The sequence below is a fragment of the Microtetraspora glauca genome (assembly GCF_040656155.1).
Taxonomy (GTDB): domain Bacteria; phylum Actinomycetota; class Actinomycetes; order Streptosporangiales; family Streptosporangiaceae; genus Microtetraspora; species Microtetraspora glauca.
Window position 1 is genome coordinate 142,025 of record NZ_JBFALK010000007.1, and the last position, 21,104, is coordinate 163,128.

The 21,104-nt window shown below is 69.7% G+C and carries 16 protein-coding genes; 9 read left to right on the forward strand and 7 right to left on the reverse strand.

Annotated elements, in window-relative coordinates:
* Window positions 1–19: 19 nt before the first annotated feature.
* The 6 genes from hpaH to hpaD are packed head-to-tail and all read left to right on the forward strand — an operon-like array spanning window position 20 to window position 6,351.
* Window positions 20–805 (forward strand): 2-oxo-hept-4-ene-1,7-dioate hydratase, encoded by a 786-nt coding sequence (hpaH, locus tag AB0I59_RS15195; RefSeq protein WP_061258526.1) that lies wholly within the window; start codon window positions 20–22, stop codon window positions 803–805.
* Window positions 790–1,572: an HpcH/HpaI aldolase family protein gene (locus AB0I59_RS15200; protein ID WP_358133089.1), complete on the forward strand. Its 783-nt coding sequence runs from the start codon at window positions 790–792 to the stop codon at window positions 1,570–1,572. The genes hpaH and AB0I59_RS15200 overlap by 16 nt, the downstream gene beginning before the upstream one ends.
* Window positions 1,569–3,023 (forward strand): fumarylacetoacetate hydrolase family protein, encoded by a 1,455-nt coding sequence (locus tag AB0I59_RS15205; protein ID WP_358133092.1) that lies wholly within the window; start codon window positions 1,569–1,571, stop codon window positions 3,021–3,023. The genes AB0I59_RS15200 and AB0I59_RS15205 overlap by 4 nt, the downstream gene beginning before the upstream one ends.
* On the forward strand, window positions 3,020–3,703 hold the full coding sequence (locus tag AB0I59_RS15210; protein ID WP_358133095.1) for a GntR family transcriptional regulator: 684 nt from the start codon (window positions 3,020–3,022) through the stop codon (window positions 3,701–3,703). The genes AB0I59_RS15205 and AB0I59_RS15210 overlap by 4 nt, the downstream gene beginning before the upstream one ends.
* 36 nt (window positions 3,704–3,739) lie before the next feature.
* A complete protein-coding gene (gene hpaE / locus AB0I59_RS15215) occupies window positions 3,740–5,263 on the forward strand; it encodes a 5-carboxymethyl-2-hydroxymuconate semialdehyde dehydrogenase (RefSeq protein ID WP_358133097.1) in 1,524 nt (507 codons plus the stop codon).
* A gap of 14 nt (window positions 5,264–5,277) precedes the next feature.
* Window positions 5,278–6,351, forward strand: a complete 1,074-nt coding sequence (gene hpaD / locus AB0I59_RS15220) for a 3,4-dihydroxyphenylacetate 2,3-dioxygenase (RefSeq protein WP_358133100.1) — start codon at window positions 5,278–5,280, stop codon at window positions 6,349–6,351.
* A gap of 198 nt (window positions 6,352–6,549) precedes the next feature.
* On the opposite strand, the gene AB0I59_RS15225 is transcribed toward hpaD, so the two are convergent.
* A complete protein-coding gene (locus AB0I59_RS15225; protein ID WP_358133103.1) occupies window positions 6,550–7,767 on the reverse strand; it encodes an amidohydrolase family protein in 1,218 nt (405 codons plus the stop codon).
* A 216-nt stretch (window positions 7,768–7,983) separates the two neighbouring features.
* On the opposite strand from AB0I59_RS15225, the gene AB0I59_RS15230 reads away from it, so the two are divergent.
* Window positions 7,984–8,559, forward strand: coding sequence for a TetR/AcrR family transcriptional regulator (locus AB0I59_RS15230; RefSeq protein ID WP_358133106.1), 576 nt, complete (start codon window positions 7,984–7,986; stop codon window positions 8,557–8,559).
* An 85-nt stretch (window positions 8,560–8,644) separates the two neighbouring features.
* Window positions 8,645–9,463 carry an SDR family oxidoreductase gene (locus AB0I59_RS15235; RefSeq protein WP_061258519.1) on the forward strand — a complete coding sequence of 273 codons (819 nt, stop codon included), beginning with the start codon at window positions 8,645–8,647 and terminating at the stop codon, window positions 9,461–9,463.
* Window positions 9,464–9,751: 288 nt separating this feature from the next.
* Here the strand turns inward: AB0I59_RS15235 and AB0I59_RS15240 are convergent, their stop codons facing one another.
* The 3 genes from AB0I59_RS15240 to AB0I59_RS15250 are packed head-to-tail and all read right to left on the reverse strand — an operon-like array spanning window position 9,752 to window position 15,088.
* A complete protein-coding gene (locus AB0I59_RS15240) occupies window positions 9,752–11,818 on the reverse strand; it encodes an alpha-galactosidase (RefSeq protein WP_358133109.1) in 2,067 nt (688 codons plus the stop codon).
* 21 nt (window positions 11,819–11,839) lie between these two features.
* Window positions 11,840–13,633 carry a glycoside hydrolase family 13 protein gene (locus AB0I59_RS15245; protein WP_358133112.1) on the reverse strand — a complete coding sequence of 598 codons (1,794 nt, stop codon included), beginning with the start codon at window positions 13,631–13,633 and terminating at the stop codon, window positions 11,840–11,842.
* A 24-nt stretch (window positions 13,634–13,657) separates the two neighbouring features.
* Window positions 13,658–15,088: an MFS transporter gene (locus AB0I59_RS15250; protein ID WP_358133114.1), complete on the reverse strand. Its 1,431-nt coding sequence runs from the start codon at window positions 15,086–15,088 to the stop codon at window positions 13,658–13,660.
* Between the two features lie 83 nt (window positions 15,089–15,171).
* Between AB0I59_RS15250 and AB0I59_RS15255 the strand changes: the two genes are divergently transcribed.
* Window positions 15,172–15,795: a TetR/AcrR family transcriptional regulator gene (locus AB0I59_RS15255; RefSeq protein ID WP_061258516.1), complete on the forward strand. Its 624-nt coding sequence runs from the start codon at window positions 15,172–15,174 to the stop codon at window positions 15,793–15,795.
* Window positions 15,796–16,170: 375 nt separating this feature from the next.
* Here AB0I59_RS15255 and AB0I59_RS15260 read toward each other — a convergent pair whose 3' ends face one another.
* The 3 genes from AB0I59_RS15260 to leuA all read right to left on the reverse strand — a co-directional run bounded on the left by AB0I59_RS15260 (window position 16,171) and on the right by leuA (window position 20,797).
* Window positions 16,171–16,707, reverse strand: coding sequence for a DUF6529 family protein (locus tag AB0I59_RS15260; protein ID WP_358133116.1), 537 nt, complete (start codon window positions 16,705–16,707; stop codon window positions 16,171–16,173).
* 110 nt (window positions 16,708–16,817) lie between these two features.
* Window positions 16,818–18,143, reverse strand: coding sequence for a vanadium-dependent haloperoxidase (locus AB0I59_RS15265; RefSeq protein ID WP_358133119.1), 1,326 nt, complete (start codon window positions 18,141–18,143; stop codon window positions 16,818–16,820).
* A gap of 947 nt (window positions 18,144–19,090) precedes the next feature.
* Entirely contained in the window at window positions 19,091–20,797 is a 1,707-nt protein-coding gene (gene leuA, locus AB0I59_RS15270; protein WP_435830972.1) for a 2-isopropylmalate synthase, read from the reverse strand.
* Between the last annotated feature and the right edge of the window lie 307 nt (window positions 20,798–21,104).

Genomic DNA, 21,104 nt, shown 5'->3' on the forward strand with positions numbered 1-21,104 from the left:
ATTATCACGGAGCGTAACAGTGCTTCAGCAAGAACAGATCGAGCAGATCGCCGATGAGCTGCTCGCCGCCGACCGCGAGCGGAGCGTGGTGCCGCTCCTGTCCGCCCGCAACCCCGGGATGGAGATCGAGGACTCCTACGCCGTCCAGGCGCTCTGGGCGAGGCGCCGGGTCGAGGCGGGCCGCACGATCGTCGGCCACAAGATCGGCTTGACCTCCAAGGTGATGCAGGCCGCCATCGGGATCACCGAGCCCGACTATGGGGTGATCTTCGATGACATGGTCTTCGAGAACGGTTCCGTGGTGCCGTTCGACAACTACTCCAACGTGCGCGTCGAGGTCGAGCTGGCCTTCGTGCTGGACAAGCCGCTCACCGGTCCGGCCTGCACCTTGTTCGACGTGCTCGACGCCACCAAGTATGTCGTCCCCGCCTTGGAGATTCTCAACTCCCACATCGAGCTGCGGGGCCGGACCATCGTCGACACGATCAGCGACAACGCGGCGATGGGCGCGATGGTCGTCGGCGGGCGCCCTGTCGCGGTCGACGCGGTCGACCTGCGCTGGGTGAGCGCCCTGCTCTACAAGAACCAGACCATCGAGGAGACCGGGGTCGCCGCGGGCGTGCTCAACCACCCCGCCACGGGTGTGGCCTGGCTCGCCAACAAGCTCGCTCAGCACGGGACCACGCTTGAGGCCGGTGAGATCATCCTGGCCGGTTCGTTCACCCGTCCGATGTGGGTGGAGCGCGGCGACACCGTCCACGCGGACTACGGCGACCTGGGGGCGATCACGTGTCGCTTCGAGTAGATCCGACCTTCCGCGAGGCGCTCGCCGCGGCCCGCCGACCACTGATCGGCATGTGGGTATGCAGCGGCAGTCCGCTGGTCGCCGAGATCTGCGCCGGTAGCGGGCTCGACTGGCTGCTGGTCGACGCCGAGCACAGCCCCAACGGCCTGGAGTCCCTGCTCGCCCAGCTGCAGGCCGTCCACGGTTACCCCGTGACCCCGCTCGTGCGCCCGCCGGTCGGCGACCCCGTCGTCATCAAGCAGTACCTCGACCTGGGCGTGCAGAACCTACTGATCCCGATGGTCGACACCGCGGAACAGGCTGCGGCGATGGTGAGCGCGGTCGAGTACCCGCCGCGCGGCATTCGGGGAGTGGGCAGCGCGTTGGCGCGCGGCTCTCGCTGGAACCGGGTCCCCGACTATCTGCGCACCGCACGCGAGACCGTTTCGCTCTATCTCCAGATCGAGTCCGCCGAGGCGGTCGGGAACGTCGAAGCGATCGTCTCCACGCCCGGAGTCGACGGCGTCTTCATCGGACCCTCCGACCTGGCGGCCTCGATGGGGGTGCTCGGCGAGCAGGACCATCCCGAGGTGGTGGCCGCGGTCGAGCACTGCCTCCGGGTCGCCGCAGCGGCGGGCGTCAAGGTCGGCCTCAACGCCTTCGCGCCGGCGCTCGCCCAGCGGTACCTCACCGCCGGCGCCGACTTCATCCTCGTCGGCGCCGACGTCCAACTGCTCGCCCGCGGGAGCGAGAGGCTCGCCGCCGAGTTCATCGGGGAGACCTCGTGAGCACGATCGAACGGCCCGGCAAGATCATCGCCCTGCACCTGAACTACCCGTCCCGCATCGCGCAGCGCGGGCGAACCCCGGCGTACCCGTCGTTCTTCCTCAAGCCGATCTCGTCGATGGCCGCGAGCGGCGACGTCATCGAGCGTCCGGCCGGCACGGAGCTCCTGGCGTACGAGGGTGAGGTCGCGTTGATCGTGGGCACCCGGGTGCGGCGGGTCACTCCCGAGGAGGGGTGGGCGTCGATCTCGGGGATCACCGCCGCCAACGACTGGGGCGTCTACGACCTCCGCCATGTCGACAAGGGGGCGAACCTTCGCAACAAGGGGGGAGACGGGTTCACCCCGCTGGGCCCCGAGGTGATCCCGGCAGCGTCGGTCGACCCCACGGCCCTGCGCGTCCGTACCTGGGTCAACGGCGTACTCAGGCAGGACGACACGACTGCGGATCTGGTCTTCCCGTTCGGGACGCTCGTGGCCGACCTGTCCCAACTGATCACCCTTGAGCCCGGCGACGTCATCCTGACCGGTACGCCGGCCGGCTCCTCCGTCGCGGTCCCGGGCGACGTGGTGGAGGTCGAGGTCGACGCGCCGACCGCCCCCGGTGCGCCCAGCACCGGCCGTCTGGTCACCAGGGTGGTCGAGGGGACGACGCCGTTCGCCGAGTACGGCGCGAAGCCCCATGTCGACGACCTGCAGCGCGTCGAGGCGTGGGGCGACGCCGAGACAGCAGGTGTCACCGTGCCGGCACCGTTCGTCCTGACCCACGAACTGCGCGACAAGCTCTCGTCGGCCGCCGTGGCGACGATCAGCGCGCAACTGCGCAAGCTCGGCTATCCGCACTCCTCGATCGACGGTGTCCACCCGCTGGTCCCCGGGACGAAGATGATCGGGATCGCGCGGACCCTGCGCTTCGTCGCGCACCGACCGGATCTGTTCGAGTCGCACGGCGGCGGCTTCAACGCTCAGAAGCGGGCCTTCGACTCGCTCACGGAGGGCGAGGTGCTGGTGATCGAGGCCCGCGGCGACGCGACTGCCGGCACCGTTGGCGACGTTCTCGCTCTGCGCGCGAAGACGCTGGGTGCCTCTGGGATCGTCACGGACGGGGCCGCGCGTGACTCGGCCGCCGTCGCCGCCATCGGCATTCCGACGTTCGCCCAGGCCGCTCATCCCTCCGTGCTCGGGAGGCGGCACGTCCCGTGGGAGGTCGACGCCACGATCACCTGCGGAGGTACCACTGTGGTGCCCGGTGATGTCGTGGTCGGCGACGACGACGGAGTCGTCGTCATCCCGCAGCAACTCATCGAACAGGTCGCCACCGGAGCCGCCGACCAGGAGGCCGAGGACGCTTGGGTCGCCGCGCGGGTGGCGGAGGGCCATCCCGTCGACGGCCTCTTCCCACTCAACGCCGAGTGGCGTCAGCGCTATCGGATCTGGCGGGAGGAACAGGCGTGACCCAGGCGAGGAGCAAGTCTCAGATCGCCTACGACTGGATCCGCGAACGGATCGAGACCCGGCAGTTCTCGCCCGGGTACCGCCTGGTCCTCGATGTCCTCGCGAGGCAGCTCGGCGTCAGCACGGTTCCGGTGCGCGAGGCGATACGCCTGCTCGAGGCGGAGGGCCTGGTGACCTTCGAACGAAACGTCGGCGCCCAGGTCGCCTTCATTCAGGAGCAGGAGTACCTGCACACGATGCAGACGCTCGCCCTTGTGGAGGGCGCCGCGACCGCGCTGTCGGCACCCCGCATCACCGGCGACCATGTCGCCCGGGCTCGAGCCATCAACGACCAGATGGCCGAGTCCCTGAAGGACTTCGACCCGCAGCGGTTCACTGAGCTCAACCTCGCCTTTCACACGGTGCTCTTCGAGGAGTGCCCCAACCCGCACATCGTCGACCTCGTCCACCGCGGCTGGAAGCGGCTGGCCGTGCTCCGTGACTCCGTCTTCGGCTTCGTGCCCGGTCGCGCGCGGGAGTCCGTCGACGAGCACGAGGCGCTCCTACGGCTGCTCGAGGCCGGGCAGACACCACTGACCATCGAACTCGCGGCTCGTGACCACAGGCTCGGCACGCTCAACGCGGTGCTGGCCTACCAGGCCGACCGTCAGCGTCATGCCACTTCCAACGCCGACCGCTGACCCCCAATCCACCGACTCACTGACCCAGGAGCAACCATGAGTCAGCACGCCCCCGACGGCCTGCCAGATCGCATCCAGCACTTCATCGACGGAAAGTTCGTCGACAGCGTCGACGGCGACACCTTCGACGTGCTCAACCCCGTCACCAACCAGGTCTACATCAAGGCCGCAGCCGGCAAGAAAGCAGACATCGACCTCGCGGTGACCGCAGCGACGCGGGCCTTCGAGGGTACGTGGCCGAAGCTGCCGCCCCGCCAGCGCTCGCGGGTGCTGCACCGGGTGGCCGACCTGGTCGAGGCGCAGGACAAACGGCTCGCCGCGCTGGAGACGTGGGACACCGGTCTTCCGATCACGCAGGCGCTCGGCCAGGCCCAACGCGCCGCGGAGAACTTCCGATTCTTCGCGGACCTGATCGTCGCTCAGCGCGACGACACCTACAAGGTGCCCGGTCGCCAGATGAACTACGTGAACCGCAAGCCCAAGGGCGTCGCGGGCCTCATCACGCCGTGGAACACGCCGTTCATGCTCGAGTCCTGGAAGCTCGCCCCGGCGCTGGCCGCCGGCAACACCGTGGTGCTCAAGCCCGCCGAGTTCACCCCCCTGTCGGCATCGCTGTGGGCGGAGATCTTCCGCGAGGCGGGCGTGCCGGACGGTGTCTTCAACCTGGTCAACGGCTTCGGCGAGGACGCCGGCGACGCGCTGGTGAAGCACCCCGACGTGCCGCTGATCTCGTTCACCGGCGAGAGCAGCACCGGGCAGATCATCTTCGGCAACGCGGCGCCGTACCTCAAGGGCCTCTCCATGGAGCTCGGCGGCAAGTCGCCGGCCGTGGTCTTCGCCGACGCCGACCTGGAATCGGCGCTGGACGCGACGGTTTTCGGGGTGTTCTCGCTCAACGGCGAGCGCTGCACGGCCGGCAGCCGCATCCTCGTCGAGCGATCCATCTACGACGAGTTCGTGGAGCGCTATGCCGAGCGCGCGAGGAACATCGTGGTCGGCGACCCGCACGACCCCGCGACCGAGGTCGGTGCGCTCGTGCACCCCGAGCATTACGACAAGGTCATGAGCTACGTCGAGATCGGCAAGAACGAGGCCCGTCTCGTTGCGGGCGGAGGCCGCCCGGAGGGCTTCCTTGAGGGCAACTATGTCGCCCCGACCGTCTTCGTCGACGTCCAGCCGGACGCCCGGATCTTCCAGGAGGAGATCTTCGGCCCGGTTGTCGCGATCACCCCGTTCGAAAGCGACGAGGAGGCTCTCAAGCTCGCCAACGGCGTCAAGTACGGCCTTGCGGCATATATCTGGACGAATGATCTCAAGCGCGCCCATACGTTCTCCCAAGGCGTTGACGCGGGCATGGTCTGGCTCAACTCGAACAACGTGCGCGACCTGCGCACCCCGTTCGGCGGCGTGAAGGCCTCCGGCCTCGGCCACGAGGGCGGCTACCGGTCGATCGACTTCTACACGGACCAGCAGGCCGTGCACATCACTTTGAACGACGCCCACACGCCGCGGTTCGGCCGCGGACCTGAGGCGGCCACGTCCTTCACGACGCAGAAATGAGCGAGGAAAGCACCATGACCATGGACATCCCCACCCCGAAGGCTCCGGCGCCTGACATCGTCCGGTGCGCGTACATGGAGCTGGTCGTCACCGACCTGAAGAAGTCGCGTGAGTTCTACGTCGACATGCTCGGTCTCGTCGTCACCGAGGAGAACGAGAACGAGATCTACCTGCGGACGTTTGAGGAGTTCATCCACCACAACCTCGTGTTGCGTCAGGGCCCGGTGGCCGCTGTCGCCGCGTTCGCCTACCGCGTTCGCTCTCCCGAGGAGGTCGACAAGGCGGTTGCGTTCTACACGGAGCTCGGCTGCCGCGTTGAGCGCCGCAAGGAGGGCTTCGTCAAGGGCATCGGCGATGCGGTCCGGGTCCAGGACCCGCTCGGGTTCCCGATCGAGTACTTCTACGAGGTCGAGCACGTCGAGCGCCTCGCCTGGCGCTACGAGCTGCACACCCCGGGTGCGCTGGTGCGCCTCGACCATTTCAACCTGGTCACGCCGGACGTCCCGCGTGCGGCGAAGCACATGGTGGATCTCGGCTTCCGGGTGACCGAGGATATCGAGGACGCCGAAGGCACCGTCTATGCCGCGTGGATGCGCCGTAAGCCGACCGTGCACGACACCGCGATGACCGGTGGCAACGGCCCGCGCATGCATCATGTCGCCTTCGCGACCCACGAGAAACACAACATCATCGCGATCTGCGACAAGATGGGCGCTCTACGCATCTCCGACCGGATCGAGCGCGGCCCGGGCCGTCACGGTGTCTCGAACGCGTTCTACCTCTACATTCTCGATCCGGATGGCCATCGTGTGGAGGTCTACACGCAGGACTACTGGACCGGCGACCCGGACAACCCACTCGTCACGTGGGACGTCCACGACAATCAGCGTCGCGACTGGTGGGGTAACCCGGTCGTCCCGAGCTGGTACACCGAGGCGTCGACGGTGCTCGACCTCGACGGCAACCCGGTGCCGGTCGTGGAGCGCACGCACACCAGCGAGATGGCAGTGACGGTCGGCGCAGACGGCTTCTCCTATACCCGCGTGGGCGACGTCGAGCGCGGCTTCAAGCTCGGCGAACAGTTGTAGCCGGCAGACGACGGCCGCGGCCGAGGCGGAGTTGCCCGCGTCGGTCCCGAAGCGACTCTTCATCGCGGGAGCGTGGGTGGACGCGGTGGCGATCGTCGACGCCGGGGTCTGGGACGGCCGATGTGCTCTCGACGCGGTGGCGGCTCAGGAGACCGGGGCCGCCACCGCGACGTGACCGTGCTTGTGCCGTAGACGATGTCAGGCGGTCAGGCGGGTGCCCCGGCGCCAGACGGCTCGTGTGTTGAGAGTGTCGGAGATCGTGGTGGTGGGATCGCCGTCGACGAGCACCAGGTCGGCGCGCAGACCCTCGGCGATGCGTCCGCGGTCGTCGAGGCCGAAGCGCCGGGCAGGGGTGGCGGTCGCCGCGGTGAGCGCTTCGACCGGTGTGAGGCCCGCCTGGACGAGATAGTGCAGTTCGTGATGGACGCTCGCGCCGTGGGCCAGGCCGCCCAGGAACGGCATCGGCACCGACGCGTCGGTGCCGACCAGGATGTCGACGCCCGCGTCGTGCAGTGCCCTGACCGAATTCAGCACGTGCTCCAGCTTTCCTTCGGGGTAGTGCCCGAAGCTGCTGCGCAGCGTGGTCATCCACGCCTCGTCCAGGCGGGAGGACACGCGTTCGTCATCGGCGAGGGCGTCGCCGGTGACGCCCATCATGGAGGCGTTCAGGACCACGCAGGGTACGACGAACGCGCCGGACTCGGCGATGAGATCGATGATCTCGGCGTCGTGTGGCCGATCCATGAACAGGTGGACCAGCCCGCCGATCCCGGACTCGATCGACATTCTCGTGGCGTCCACGGTCAGGGCGTGTGCCACGGTGAGCATGCCGTGCCGGTGCGCCTCGGCGACCCCGGCGTCCAGCGTCGCCTGGTCGAGCATCGGCAGGCCCGGGCAGCCCTCGATCGAGCCGTCGTCCACCATGAACTTGATGTAGTCCGAACCCGATGCGACCAGCTTGGGGATGAAGGCGACCGCTTCCTGCGGGGTGGTGGAGAACGGCATCACCGGGGGATCCCCGGCCGGCCGGCCGCCACCGCCGGGACGGAAGTCCTTGGGGAACAACTCGCTGGGATGTCCGCCCGGCGGGGTGATCCCGAACCCGGCGGAGCGCACGTCTGCCATCGCGTCGTTCTCGCTGATGTGGCCCCTGCGCGGCTTGGTCGAGGTGCCCTGCATCTCCAGTTCGGTGGTGACCCCGAACCGCAGGGCCAGTGCCAGCGACGCCTCGTCGGTGTGCACGTGCGCGTCGAACAGGCCCGGTAGAAGCGTCGCGCCACGCGCGTCCACCACCTCCGCTCCCTCCGGCGCGTCACCGCCGATGCGGGTGATGACCTGCCCGTCGATCACGACGGTCTGCTCGCCCAGAACACGCTCTCCGTCGAACACGCGCGCGTTGACGATCGCTGTAGTCATGTCGCCTCCTTGTCTTGCCGAGCGGAGCCCATGTTGCGTTAAGTGAAACCACTGACACCCATCGTGATGGGGTGTTGGCGGTGGGGCTCCCGCGCTGGGTCTGCGAACGCCCGCTTCGGCGTCACTGTATACGTAATGACTTCAAAGTCGTAATGACTACGGATATGAATCCGTTGCATGTTCACCCTCGTTCTGTATCCGGATAGGCTGCCGCCCGTGGAGACGTTGGGCCGCCGCGAGCGCAAGAAGATGCAGACCCGGCAGGCGTTGCGCCAGGCCGCGCTGCGCCTGTTCCTTGAACACGGCTACGACAACGTGACCGTCGCGCAGATCGCCGAGGAGGCCGACACCGCGGTCACGACCGTCTTCACCTACTTCCCCGACGGCAAGGAAAGCCTGATCTTCGACGACGGCGTGGAGCGGGCAGAGGGCCTGGTCGCCGCGGTACGAAACCGTCCCCCCGGGGGGGCGATCCTGCGGGCCCTGCGCGCCTACCTGGCCACCCGCGGCCCGTTCGCCACCGACCCCTCACCCGAGCTGCGCCGTACCACCGAGCTGATCATGAACACGCCGGCGCTCCGCGGCTACCAGCGCGAGCTCTGGACCCGCTGTCACGACACGCTCGCCCAGGCCATCGCCGACGCCTCGGGGCATGACCCCGCCGACATGGTGGTGCGGGCCCTGGCCCGCTACGTCCTCGAGGTCCCCGACCTCGCCGCCGGCGAACCTGAGCCTCGGGCGGCCATGGACGCCGTCTTCGACCTCCTGGAAACGGGCTGGAACGGCCCCTGAGACTCAGGCGGCCACTGAGATTCCGCGGCACCCTGAGACTCGGGCGGCCCTCGGGCTCACCCGTGATCCACTACGGTGACCGCCCATGAGAATCATCGTTGTCGGCGGCAGCGGCTTTCTCGGAGGCGAACTCGCCCGGCTGTCCGTGCGGGACGGCCATGCGGTGGCCGCTACGTATCTGACCCGGCCAGGAGAAGTAGCGGGCGTCGACTGGCTGCGGCTCGATGTTCGTGATCGTGAAGCTGTGGCCGACTTGATCGGTGTGCTCAGCCCTGACGTAGTCGTCAACGCGGCCTTCCGTCAGTCCGACTGGGCGACAACGGCGATGGGTGCCGCCCATGTGGCCATCGCGACCTCCAGGGCCGGAGGACGCCTGGTGCACGTGTCCAGCGATGCCGTCTTCTCCGGGAGAGCGATCACCTACGCCGAGGACCGCGTCCCCGATCCGATCACTCCGTACGGGGCGGCGAAGGCGGCCGCTGAAGTGGCTGTGCAGGTGATCACGCCAACGGCGTTGATCGCACGGACGTCTCTGATCGTCGGGGACGGCGGCTCTTCGCACGAGGCCCTGGTGCACTCGCTGGCCGCTGGCCGTGAACAGGGGATGTTGTTCACCGACGATGTGCGCTGCCCCGTGCATGTCAGTGATCTGGCGTCAGCCCTGCTGGAGCTGGCACGCTCCGACCATGCGGGGATGCACCACGTTGCCGGAGCGGATGCGGTAAGCCGTTACGAGCTCGGGTGCCTTATCGCGCAGCGTGACGGATTCGATCCGGCCCGGCTGCCGTTCGGTCGTCGCGCCGACACGGACGTGCCTGGGCCGATCGATGTGCGGTTGGACTGTGGCAGGACTCAGCGGCAGCTGCGGACCAGGTTGCGCGGTGCGCGGGAGTTCCTGAGGTAGTTCCCGGCGATCACTGCCGCCCCGTGGGCGTGCGCCGCGGTTCGGTGCCCTTCTTGCAGCGACCCGGGCGCCGGTAGGCCTCGCCAGGGGCGAGGACGCGGCCGACCCGGTGGCGCGGGACGGCCGGTTCTTGGAACCTCGGGAGCGCCGGGGGCCGACCGCAGCCCCATCTGACGACCCTGGTCCTGTTCCCGACCGGGGAACCGGACCAGGGGTCCTACCAGTAGGCGCCCGCACATCCCGCGGTGGCCGTCCCGCCTTACGTCCCGCCTTACGTCCCGCCTTACGTCACGTCGCCGGGGCGGTCACGCGGGTGAGGTGGACCAACTCGCTCATCGTGTCGAACGGCAGCGGCCGGGGCAGGCCGTGACTCATCAGGACGGCGCCGTGGTGGACGACCCCGGTGTCCTCGTCGCGATAGAGCCCGTCCGGATCGAGGGCCCTGAGCAGGACCGGGGCGGTGGCACGGCGCAGGGCGGACGGCTGCCAGACGAACACCACGGTCTCCGGCCCGCGCGTGTACTGCACCGCGCCCTCCCCGAGGCGGTACATCCGGCCGCCGTGCACGATCGGCCGGATCCGCTTGTACTGCTCCACGAGCGCCGTCGCCCAGCTCAGGTCCTCCTCACTCCAGGCACGCAGGTCGCCGCCGATGCCGAGCGCTCCCGCCATCGCGACGTGGAAGCGGTAGCGGACCGGGGACGGGCGGGCGGTGATCTGGTTCGGGCTGTCGGTGACCCAGGCCCCCATCGTGCAGGCGGGATAGATCTGCGTGTAGCCGTGCTGGATGGCGACCCGCTGGAGCGCGTCGGTGTTGTCGGAGGTCCAGATCTGGTCGGTACGGGCCAGCATCCCCAGGTCGGCCCGGCCGCCGCCGCTGGCGCACCCCTCGATGAGCAGGTCCGGGTGGTCGGCGCGCAGCCGGTCGATGACGGCGTACACGTTCCGGATGTACGGGATCCAGACGTCGTCTCCGGCCTCGGTGAAGGGGCGGTTCATGTCCCACTTCAGGAAGGAGATGTCGTTCCTGGTCACCAGGTCGTCCAGCCAGCCGTGCGCCCACTCGGCGACGTCGGAGCGGGAGAAGTCGAGCAGCAGCTGGTTGCGCACCTCCGTCCGCGCGCGGTTCGGCTGGTGCAGCACCCACTCCGGATGCGCGCGGTGGAGGTCGCTGTCGGGGTTGACCGACTCCGGCTCCACCCAGATGCCGAATCTCATGCCGAGCCGTTTCACGTGGTCGATCAGAGGCGTGAGACCGCGTGGGAAGCGGTCCGGGTTGGGCCACCAGTCGCCCAGCCCCGCGTGATCACCGGTCCGCCCGCCGAACCAGGCGTCGTCCATCACGAACAACTCGACGCCGACGCTCGCGGCCCGGTCGGCCAGCGCCATCTGCTGCGCCTCGGAGATGTCGAACTCGGTCGCCTCCCACGAGTTGTAGATCACCGGTCGGACGCGGTCGGGGGCGGGCAGGACGTGCCGGCGGATGTGGTCGTGCCAGCGGCGGCTGGTGCCTCCGAAACCGTCGGGCGCGTACACGCCGGCGAAGACGGGCGTTTCGAGCTCCTCGCCCGGCTCGAGCCGCCAGGTCAGCCCCTCGTGGCCGAACCCGCCGGTCCATCCGGCCCGGCCGTCCTGGTCACGGTCGAGGGTCATGCGCCAGCTCCCGCTCCAGGCGAGCGCCGTGCTCCACACGTCGCCGTGGTCCTCGGTCGCGTCGCCCGCGTCGAGCATCAGCCACGGGTTCACCTGGTGGCCGCTGTGCCCGCGCCTGCTCGTCAACACCGTCTCGGCCTCGGGTACGGGACCACGCCGGACCTGGAACTCCCGCCCCCAGTCACCGACCACATGGGTCATCCTGTAGCCCTCGCGCGGCGGCATCGTCCAGGCCGCCGAGTCGCAGCGCAGGACGGTGACCGGTTCACTCCCCGCGTTGCGCAGCCGGGTCCAGCGCTCGATCGCGTCACTGCCGGACCGCACCCGATAGTGCAGCGTGATCTCCAGCGGGTAGTGCCGGTCCGCCATCCGGATCGCCAGGTGCCCGCCTCCTGCCTCGCCCCCCGCGCTACCGCCCACGTCCGTATCAATGTCCGTGTCGAGGTCGTGGCCGAGGTGGCGCCACTCCACCCCGCGTACGGCGTCGCCGTACCGGATCTGGAGCGAGGCCGCGCCGAACCGTCCGGCGCCCTCGGCCGGAAGCTCCTCACGGTCCGGCGGCAGGCTGCGCGCCTGCTCGATCGTCAGCCGCCGCCCCCAGTGCACGTTGTACGGGGCGTCGTCGGAGCCGAGCCGGACGGCGTAACCGCTGGACGGAGTGGACAGCAGCCACAGCCGCGCGTCCGCGTCGTAGATCATCATGGTCCTCCCGTGGTGAGGCGTTCAGGCGCCGGTCCGCAGCCACACGGCGGTGTCGGCGGGAAGCAGGTCGCCGTCGAGCGGCCCGCTGGCGAGCAGCACCTCGCCGTGCGCGGGCAGTTCGACCGGCTCCGTACCGAGATTGGCGACGAGGACGAAGCCCGGTTCCCGCCCGAACGCCAGCACGTCGGGACCGAGATCCAGCCAGGTCATGTCACCGTCGCCGAGCGCGGGATGGCGGCGGCGTTCCGCCAGCGCGGCCCGGTAGAGGGCGAGCATCGAGCCGGAGTCGGCCCGCTGACGCTCGACCGCCAGGTCCGCCCAGTCGCCCGGCTGCGGCAGCCAGGTGCGGACCGGCCGGTCGGCGAAGCCGTACGGCGCGGCGGAACCGGACCAGGGGAGCGGCACGCGGCAGCCGTCCCTGCCCATGAAGGTCCGGGCCGTGCGCTCGAACATCGGGTCCTGGCGCTGATCGTCCGGGATGGCCAGGTGCTCGGGCAGGCCCAGCTCGTCGCCCTGGTAGATGTAGGCGGCGCCCGGCAGCGCGAGCAGCAGCAGCGCCGCCGTGCGGGTCCGGCGGGTCCCCAGCGCGCGGTCCACGTCGATGCGGCCGAGCAGGACGTCGGGGGTGGGGTTGCGGACGAGGGCCTGGTCGACGCCGTACCGGGTCACCATGCGGGGCACGTCGTGGTTGCCGAGCACCCACGGGACAGAGCCGCCGGTCTCGACGGCGAGCCGGTGGGAGTCGTCGATGACCGCGCGAAACTCGGCCGCGGACCACGGTGTCGGCATCAGCCGGAAGTTGAACAGCTGCGCGAGGCCGTCCCCGGCGAGGTACGGCGCGGCCCTGGCGGCGTCGTCGAACCAGATCTCGGCCACCGTGCCGCGCGGCCCGGGGAACGCTTCGGAGGGATAGGAGTCCAGGATCTTCCGCCAGGACCGGTACAGCTCCAGCAACTCGGGCTGGTGCTCGTACGGCACCGGCGTGCCGTCGGGGACGAGGTAGGCGTTCTGGCGGTCTGGCGGCAGATCGGGCAGGCCCTCCTGCTTGTACAGCATGGCGGCCACGTCGATGCGGAAGCCCGCCACGCCCCGGTCCAGCCAGAAACGCAGCACCCGCTCGAACATCGCCACCACGTCGGGGTTGCGCCAGTTCCAGTCCGGCTGTCCCGAGTCGAACAGGTGCAGGTACCACTGGCCGTCGGCGACGCGGGTCCAGGCGCGGCCGCCGAAGTTCGACTGCCAGTTGTTGGGCTCGTCGCGGAAGATGAACCGGTCGCGCTCCGGGCTGCCCGGCGGTGCCGCCAGGGCCTCCCTGAACCAGGGGTGTTCCGAGGAGCAGTGGTTGGGCACGATGTCCACGATCACCCTGATCCGGCGGGCCGCCGCCTCCACCACGAGGGCGTCGAAGTCGGCCAGCGTGCCGTACCGCGGATCCACGTCGCAGTAGTCGGCGACGTCGTAGCCGCCGTCCGCCATCGGAGAGGGATAGAACGGGCTGAGCCAGACGGCGTCCACGCCCAGATCGGCCAGGTGGTCCAGCCGCGCCCGCACGCCGCGCAGATCCCCCTCCCCGTCGCCGTCGGCGTCGGCGAAGCTGCGCGGATACACCTGGTAGACGACGGCGTCACGCCACCACGGGCCGGCCGCGGGATCGGGCATGGGGATGGGCATGGGGATGGGCATGGGGATGGGCATGGGGATGGGCATGGTGCCGCTCGAAGGATCGACCATCGAGGCCGGAATCGGGCCTGCCATCGAGGTGGGCATCGAGGTGGGCATCGGGTCGGATGTCGGGTCGGATGTCGGGTCGGGCATCGTTTCCTCTCTCTTCCGCGCGCTCTACCGAACGCCGCGGATCTTCCAGACGAGTAGGGCGCCACACGCGGCGAACGCCGCCGCGACGCCGTACATCAGGGGGTAGCCGCCGGCGGAGGTGACCAGGGGCGCGGCGACTACCGGGCCGAGGACGCCGGCGGCCGAGTTCGCCAGGCTCACCACCCCGAGGTCCTTGGCCCGGTCGGTGGCGGCGGGCAGCAGCTGGGTGACCATGGCCTGGTCCACCGACGCGAACATTCCGGTGCCCGCGCCGAGGAGTGCCGCCGCGGCGATGACGGCAGGCCAGCTCGCCAGTGTGGCGAGCACCAGCGCGGAGGCGGCCATGGTCAGGCCGCCTACGAAGACGATCGGCTTGCGCCGCCCGATCCGATCTGACAGCCAGCCCGCCAGCAGGCCCGGCGCGACGCTGCTCAGCGTGAAGACCGTCACCAGGACCAGCACGCCCTGCTCGGCCGTGGATCCGGGGAAGAGCCGCTCGTACCGCACGGCGTCCCTCAGGAAGAAGAGCAGATAGCCGATTCCCATCGAGAGCGTGAGATTGATCAGGAATCTGCTCAGCCAGGCCCAGGCGAAATCGGGATGGCGGCGCGGGCTGATCCAGAGGCCGGTGACGAACGCGCGCGGCTCCAGCCTGCGGCCGGGGGAACGCGCGATCGGGGCCTCGCGGGTGAGGAGACCGAAGGGCAGCACCGTCAGGAGGACCAGGGCCGCCACCGCCACGTACCCGGGGAACAGGCCGGTGACCGCCATCGTCACGACCAGGCCGCCGAGCAGCGGCCCGGTGAGCTGGCCCACACCCGCCAACGCGGACACCTTGCCCCGCTGGCGTACGGGTACCTGGTCGGGGACGGTCGCCACCGCCGTGGCCATCATCGCGGTGAAGGAGAGCTGGGCCAGGCACCAGCCCACCACCAGTCCGCCCAGCGACTCCTGGCCGCCGAGGAAGACCAGGGAGGTCGCGCAGAGCAGCGCGCCCGTCACGATCCAGGGGCGGCGGCGGCCGAACCGGCCGACGGTCCGGTCCGACAGCGCGCCGAACACCGGATTGGCGATGGCGGTGAACACGGCTCCCGCGGCGAAGACCACGGCCAGGGACGCCTCCTTGTGCAGAGGGTCGATGCGCTCCACATGGGACGGCAGCAGGATCTGGCCTCCCGTGGTGGAGGCCATGACGATCCCCATCTGGACCATGGCGAGGAGGGACATCCAGCCGACGGAGACCCTCCGGGTGGGCTCCGCGGGTACGGCACCCGATCCGGAGTCGGATGAGGTGAGCGCCTCGGATAAGGCGGTGTCCCGTTCGGTGCCGCGCTCACTGTCAGGTTCGGCGTCCCGTCCGGCGTCAGGTTCGGCGTCGGGTTCGGCATCGTGTTCGGCGTTGTGACCGGACTCGCATCCAGAGTCGGGTTCGGGTGTGGTGCGCCGATCGGCCACGGACGCCCCTCCTGTCCTAAGGTGAGTGGGCGCCACGTTAGAACATGACGGGGTGTCATGTTAAGACCCTGGAGGGGATCACGTTGGCCAGTCACGGCATCCGTCGCAGGCCGGTCCAGAAACGCAGCATCGAACGGGTCGAACGGATCCTCGACGCCTGCGCCGGGCTCCTGGACGAGGTCGGCTTCGACGCCCTGACCACCTCGGAGGTCGCCCGCCGCGCGGGTGTGCCGAGCGGTACGGTCTATCAGTTCTTCGACGGCAAGCCCGGCATGATGCGCGAGCTCGCCATGCGCAACCTGGAACTGCTGATCGAGCGGCTGCGGCGCCGCTCCGCCGACGAGCCCGCGCTCACCTGGCCACGGGCGGCCGAGATCGTCATCGAGGAGACCATCGAGATGCGCCGCAGCGTCCCCGGCTTCACCGTGGTCGACTTCGCCGACACCCGCCCCGGTGGCGCGTCCTTCCTGCCCGACGGCGAGACGGAGGAAGGCGGGGACGTGCTGGCCGACCGGCTCTACGCGTTCGCCGTCGAGGAGATCGGGCTGCCTCCGATCGCCGACCCGCATCGCGTCATGCGGCTCGCCATCGAGGCCACGTCGGTGGCGCTCGCCCTGGCCTTCCGCGCCTCGCGCCAGGGCGACCCGGCGATGATCGACCAGGCACGGCGGCTGCTGCGCGCCTACTTCGCCGACGTATCCGCCTGACCCGGCCTGACCCGGCCTGACCCGGGTTCGACTACGCGGCGGACGAGCGGGAGCGGACATGAAGAGAGGGCGTTCAAGATCATCCTGCGCGCGGCGTCGCCCCTGGTCAAGCGGATCCGGGAACCGGCCAGAGACGACGACTTATGGTTCGACACCCACTGGATCGTCGACTCCACACCGGTGCCGTCCGCGTTCCTCCACCTGGGCGGTAGGGCGGCCAGGCGGATCCGCTGAATTGCCGGTGCGCTCCGACGGGGCCGTTGCCTCCTTATGCATGCCAGGCGCGGAGCCACGTCGCCGCTGTGCTCGGGCGACGACCGTGCGATGGCGGATCCCAGTCCTGACGGCGTCGATGAGCGCGCGGCTGACTGCCAACTACGGCTGGGCCAGCTGCCAGAGCGCCGCTGAGGACCACAGGATCGCGATGAGGGTGACCAGGGTGCCGCCGGCGAGCGGCAACGCCCAGCCGGGTAGGTGCCGGCTGCGGACGATGAGTACCTTCGCGGCGAATGCGCCGTAGAAGAAACAGCCGGCGAGGGAATGCAGGGCGACCCGGGCGCTGTCCGTCTGCACTCCGTAGGCGGTGATGCAGTGGTAGGCGATGGGTAGCGAGAGCACGAACAGCACGGCTCCACCGATGCGGTGGGCGAGGTGTATCGGGCGGGGGGCGGCGCCGGCCCCGGGTAGCCGTTGGTAGATCCACAGCGCCAATATGAGCTGGTAGAAGGCCAGGACCAGCAGCGCCGTACCGACTTGCGCCTTCAGAAGGTTCGCGTCGTCGCCGCGGCGTCCGAACAGGCTGCTGGCGTAGTCCGGGGTGTGTATCCGGCCGAACGCGTACAAGGCCACCGTCACGGCCAGGGCGAGCCCGGCGGCTGCCGCCAGCCGCAGCCGGGCCGGGCGGGGTGGCATCCTCCGCGCATCTCCCACGTCCGCCTGCTCCCTCCCATGACCCCGGCCGTCGGCGTCGTAACACCCCGCTCGACGTTGTGCGTATGGCGGCTTACCCCGGACGACGGCACTCAGCCCGTGCTCGCGGGGCTGGCGCTGCCGGCCGGGGTCTTTCCGGTCGGCGAACTCGGCACGGCTGGGGCGAGCTTCGACTGGCCGAGCGCGTAGCGGGCGATGGCGGCGCCGAGTTCGTTGCCAGACTTGTGGTCGAGCCGGGTGTGCACGCCTCCCCAGATGCGGCTGAGCCCGGCTTCGGTCGCGGTGGCGCTCAGGCTGGTATAGGGCTTGGTGTAGGGCCGGGGGCTGCTGGCGGTGGCCGGTGAGGTGAGGGTGAAGGTGTTGCGGTCGCCGTAGAAGCCGGCGAGTACCGTGGCGGCGGCCGTGCTGATGTCGCTGTGCATGCCTGGATAGGACGGGTCCGGAGGGGTGGTGACAAGCGGGGTCCATGCCGGGTCTCGTTTGACCTGCGGATTGTCGGCGGCGAGGCGGATCGCGGTGATCGGCCGCCAGAACCGGTATGTGTACTTGGCGTCGTAGATGCCGATGGTGGCATCGGCGAGGGTGAGGTTGAGCAGGGCGAACATGTCCGCCGACTGGTCGATGTCACTGTGGCGCGCGAGGGCGACCTGTTGGGCGACGTCGTACCAGTAGTTCTGGGCGGGGCCGCCCCAGAGCTTGGCGAGCGTGGTCTGTTCCGCCGTGCGCGTGGTGCTGCGGGCGGCGCCGATGGTCTTGACCTCGTTGATGGCGGCCGCGTACGCACGGCTGGTCAGCGTCGGGGGCGCTGTGGGACGGAACTGGTGGCCGGTACGGAGGAGGAATGGGGTGACTTTGCCCCAGTGGGTGAACTCGGGCGCCTTGAAGGCGGGCGGAGTCGACCGGTAGTCGCCGGGTTTGCCGGTGGTGGCGTAGGGCGGCGGGGTGGCGTCGGCGCCGTCGTGCGCGCGCAGGGCGATGATGGCGCGGGCCGCTTGGGCACCGACCTTGATGCCCTCCTGCTTGGCGCGGCCGTCGGGAATGCCGGCGAGATCGGTGGACAACTGGCGGTCCAGGCTGGTCTTGTGCGCCGGGTACAGGGCGGTGAGGGTGTCGTGCGCGGCCGCCGCGGCCGCGGCGGGGCGTGATGCGTCCCGTGGTGCGGTGAGGCTGGGGCCGTAGAGGGGGTGAGCGCGGCTGATCGCGTTGACCGCGTCATAGACGGCTGCGCTCATGATGGCGAAGTTACGGGTGGGGTGGACGGTGGACGGCTCCGCGTGCGGATTGCGCACGATGTCGAGCAGCGCCCGGTTCCACTCGATCACCACGTTGCCCCGGGCCGGCCGCGCGACGACGTTCGCGGTCGTGAGCGGGGTGGCATGGGCCGCGGGTGCTGCGGCGTGCTGAGCGCCGAGCGTCAAGAAGGCCACCGCGAGCGCGAGCACAGACCGACGTGGGGTTCTCCCCGGTTCTGGAAGCGCGAAAATCCTCACGATACTCCTCAGTCAGGTAGCGGAGGTTGAGGAAAGATGACAGGCCACTTCAGCGTCTCTACGCCAACCAGCGCCCACCGTGTCAGGGACCGCCGCCCTTCAACCCAGGCGGGATTTGGCCGTGCCGATCGTCACCGTGCGGGCTCGTAGGGCTTGCGTCGTCAGGACCCGCTCGGCGCATCGCTGGTTCGGTTGCGGAAGCCGCTCCAGTCATGGCGAATAGCACCGCAACGACAGGACGCGACTAAATCCGTAATCTCGTTGTCCTTTTCATAGAGAACAGCGCCCCTTCGTCAGCATTGCTCGAATTTTGAACGCAGAAGACTCTCTCTCCTGAACGAAGACACTTCCCGATCGGGTGGTCGGCGGCGAGAATTTTCACGGGCCGCTGCAACAGGGACTCACAACAAATACCCCATATCGTCGCATTCACTACCATAGCCGACAGCAAGCGCGCGTAAACATCGCCGAGGCAAATCCCTATGCAAACTGGACCATCCACTCCGCAGCACGGGTAAGCCCACCATCGATCGGGAGTGCCCAGAAAAGGGCTCAGCCTGGATCCCAGGGCTCAAGCGTTCTCGGCTGATGGGACAAGTCGCGCCCCTGAGACGGGCGGGTCGTTGAGGGCACTCAAGTACGGAGGCCGCCCGGCGCGCGTCCGTCGGCCAGGCCGTACGCCTCGGCGAGGACGACGGCGTCCTCACGGGCGACGGCGACGGAGGCCGACGCGCACCCGCCCGCCCGCGGTGTCGTGACGCAGTGCTCGCACGAGCCCCTCGAACACGGCGCCCTTTATGGTCTCGATCGCCTCATATTGCGCATTCCGCTGGAAAAGGACTACCGGCACCGGAAGGGGCACGATCGAGAGCCGGTCAGCGGTCGGTGTGGTGTCCCCGGGCGCGGTTGACGGCGGCCATCACCGCCCGCACCGACGCGGTCAGTACGGAGGTGTCCTGACCGGCTCCCCAGCACGTGGTCCGGCCGACGCGGCATTCCACGTACGCGATGGCCGGGCTGTCGGGCCCCTGCCCCGTGGCGTGCTCGGCGTACTGGAGGATGTCGACGGTGACACCGGCGGAGGCCAGGGCGTCGGCGAGCGCGGAGAGGGGGCCGTTGCCGCCGCCGCTGAGTTCGCGCCGCTGTCCGCCGGCGTCCAGCACGCAGGTGAACTCGTGCCTGCCCGGCGCGGTCTCGCTCGTGGTCCAGCCGGTCAGGGACAGCGGGCCGTCCTCCCCGGGAGCGAGATAGGTGGCCTGGAACAGGTCCCACAGCTCCTTGGCGGTGACCTCGCGGCCGCCGTCGTCGGTCGTGCGCTGCACCACGGCGGAGAAGTCGATCTGCAGGCGGCGCGGCAGGTCGAGCCCGTGGTGGGTGTGCAGCAGGTACGCGATGCCGCCCTTGCCCGACTGGCTGTTGACCCGGATCACCGCCTGGTAGTCGCGGCCCACGTCGGCCGGGTCGATCGGCAGGTACGGAACGTCCCAGGGAGCCCGGCCGGCGGCGACGCCCAGATCGGCGGCCCGCAGGTCGTGGTGGGCCAGACCCTTCTTGATGGCGTCCTGGTGGGTGCCGGAGAAGGCGGTGTAGACCAGGTCGCCCGCGTACGGGTGGCGCTCGTGCACCGGGAGGCGGTTGCAGTGCTCGACGACCCGGCGGATCTCGTCGATGTCGCCGAAGTCGAGCATCGGGTCGACGCCCTGCGAGTAGAGGTTCAGGGCGAGGGTGACCAGGTCGACGTTGCCGGTGCGCTCGCCGTTGCCGAACAGGCAGCCCTCGACGCGCTGGGCTCCGGCCAGCACGGCGAGCTCGGCGCAGGCGACGCCGGTGCCGCGGTCGTTGTGCGGGTGCACCGACAGGATCACCGCCTCGCGCCGGTCCAGGTGGCGGTGCATGTACTCGATCTGGTCCGCGTAGACGTTGGGGGTGGCGATCTCGACGGTGGCGGGCAGGTTGTGGATCACGGGCCGGTCCGGGGAGGCGTCCCACAGCGCGGTCAGGCCGTTGCACACCTCCAGCACGTAGTCCGGCTCGGTGAGGTTGAAGACCTCGGGGGAGAACTCGAACCGCACCGGCGCTCCGGGGCGGGCGTCCGCCATCCGCGCCATGTGTTCGGCCGCCCGCCGGATGAGCGCGTGCAATTCGGCCCGGTCGTGTCCGAGCACCACGTTCCGCCAGGTGGGCGCGGTCGCGGTGTACAGGTGCACGACCACGCGCGGCAGGCCGTCGACGGAGGCGAAGGTCCGCTCGATCAGGTCCGTGCGTGCCGCGGTGAAGACCACGATGGTCACGTCGTCGGGTACGGCACCGGCCTCGGCCAGGTGCCGGACGAAGTCGAAGTCCGTCTGGCTGGCCGACGGATAGCCGACCTCGATCTCCTTGAAGCCCATCGCCACCAGCAGGTCGAACATCCGGCGCTTGCGCGACGGGTCCATCGGCTCGGCCAGCGCCTGGTTGCCGTCGCGCAGGTCGACCGGCACCCAGAGGGGCGCCCGTTCGATACGCCGGGACGGCCAGCCGCGCTCGTCCTCCGACACGACCCGGACGCGCTCGTGCGCGGGCCGATAGCGCCGGTACGGCATCGCGCTCGGCCGCTGCGGGTTCCACGCCGGCGCGTCGGCGGGAACGGGGCCGTACGGCGTGCGCAGGGTGGGGAACGCCGTCGGCGACGGAGGCGAGACCGGGGACACGGTCGGGGACACGGTCGGGGAAGAGGACGGGGTGCGGGTGGTCATCGGCGGGGACTCCTGGCCGGTCGTGGGGTGAGTCGACCAGCAGGGGCGAGCGCCGCGGCGGGGTGCCGGTCGGTTCAGGCCCCGCCGCGGCGGCCAAGAAGGAGACCACGCGACATCATGGGCGTACACTAACCACAACACAGGTCCTCAGACA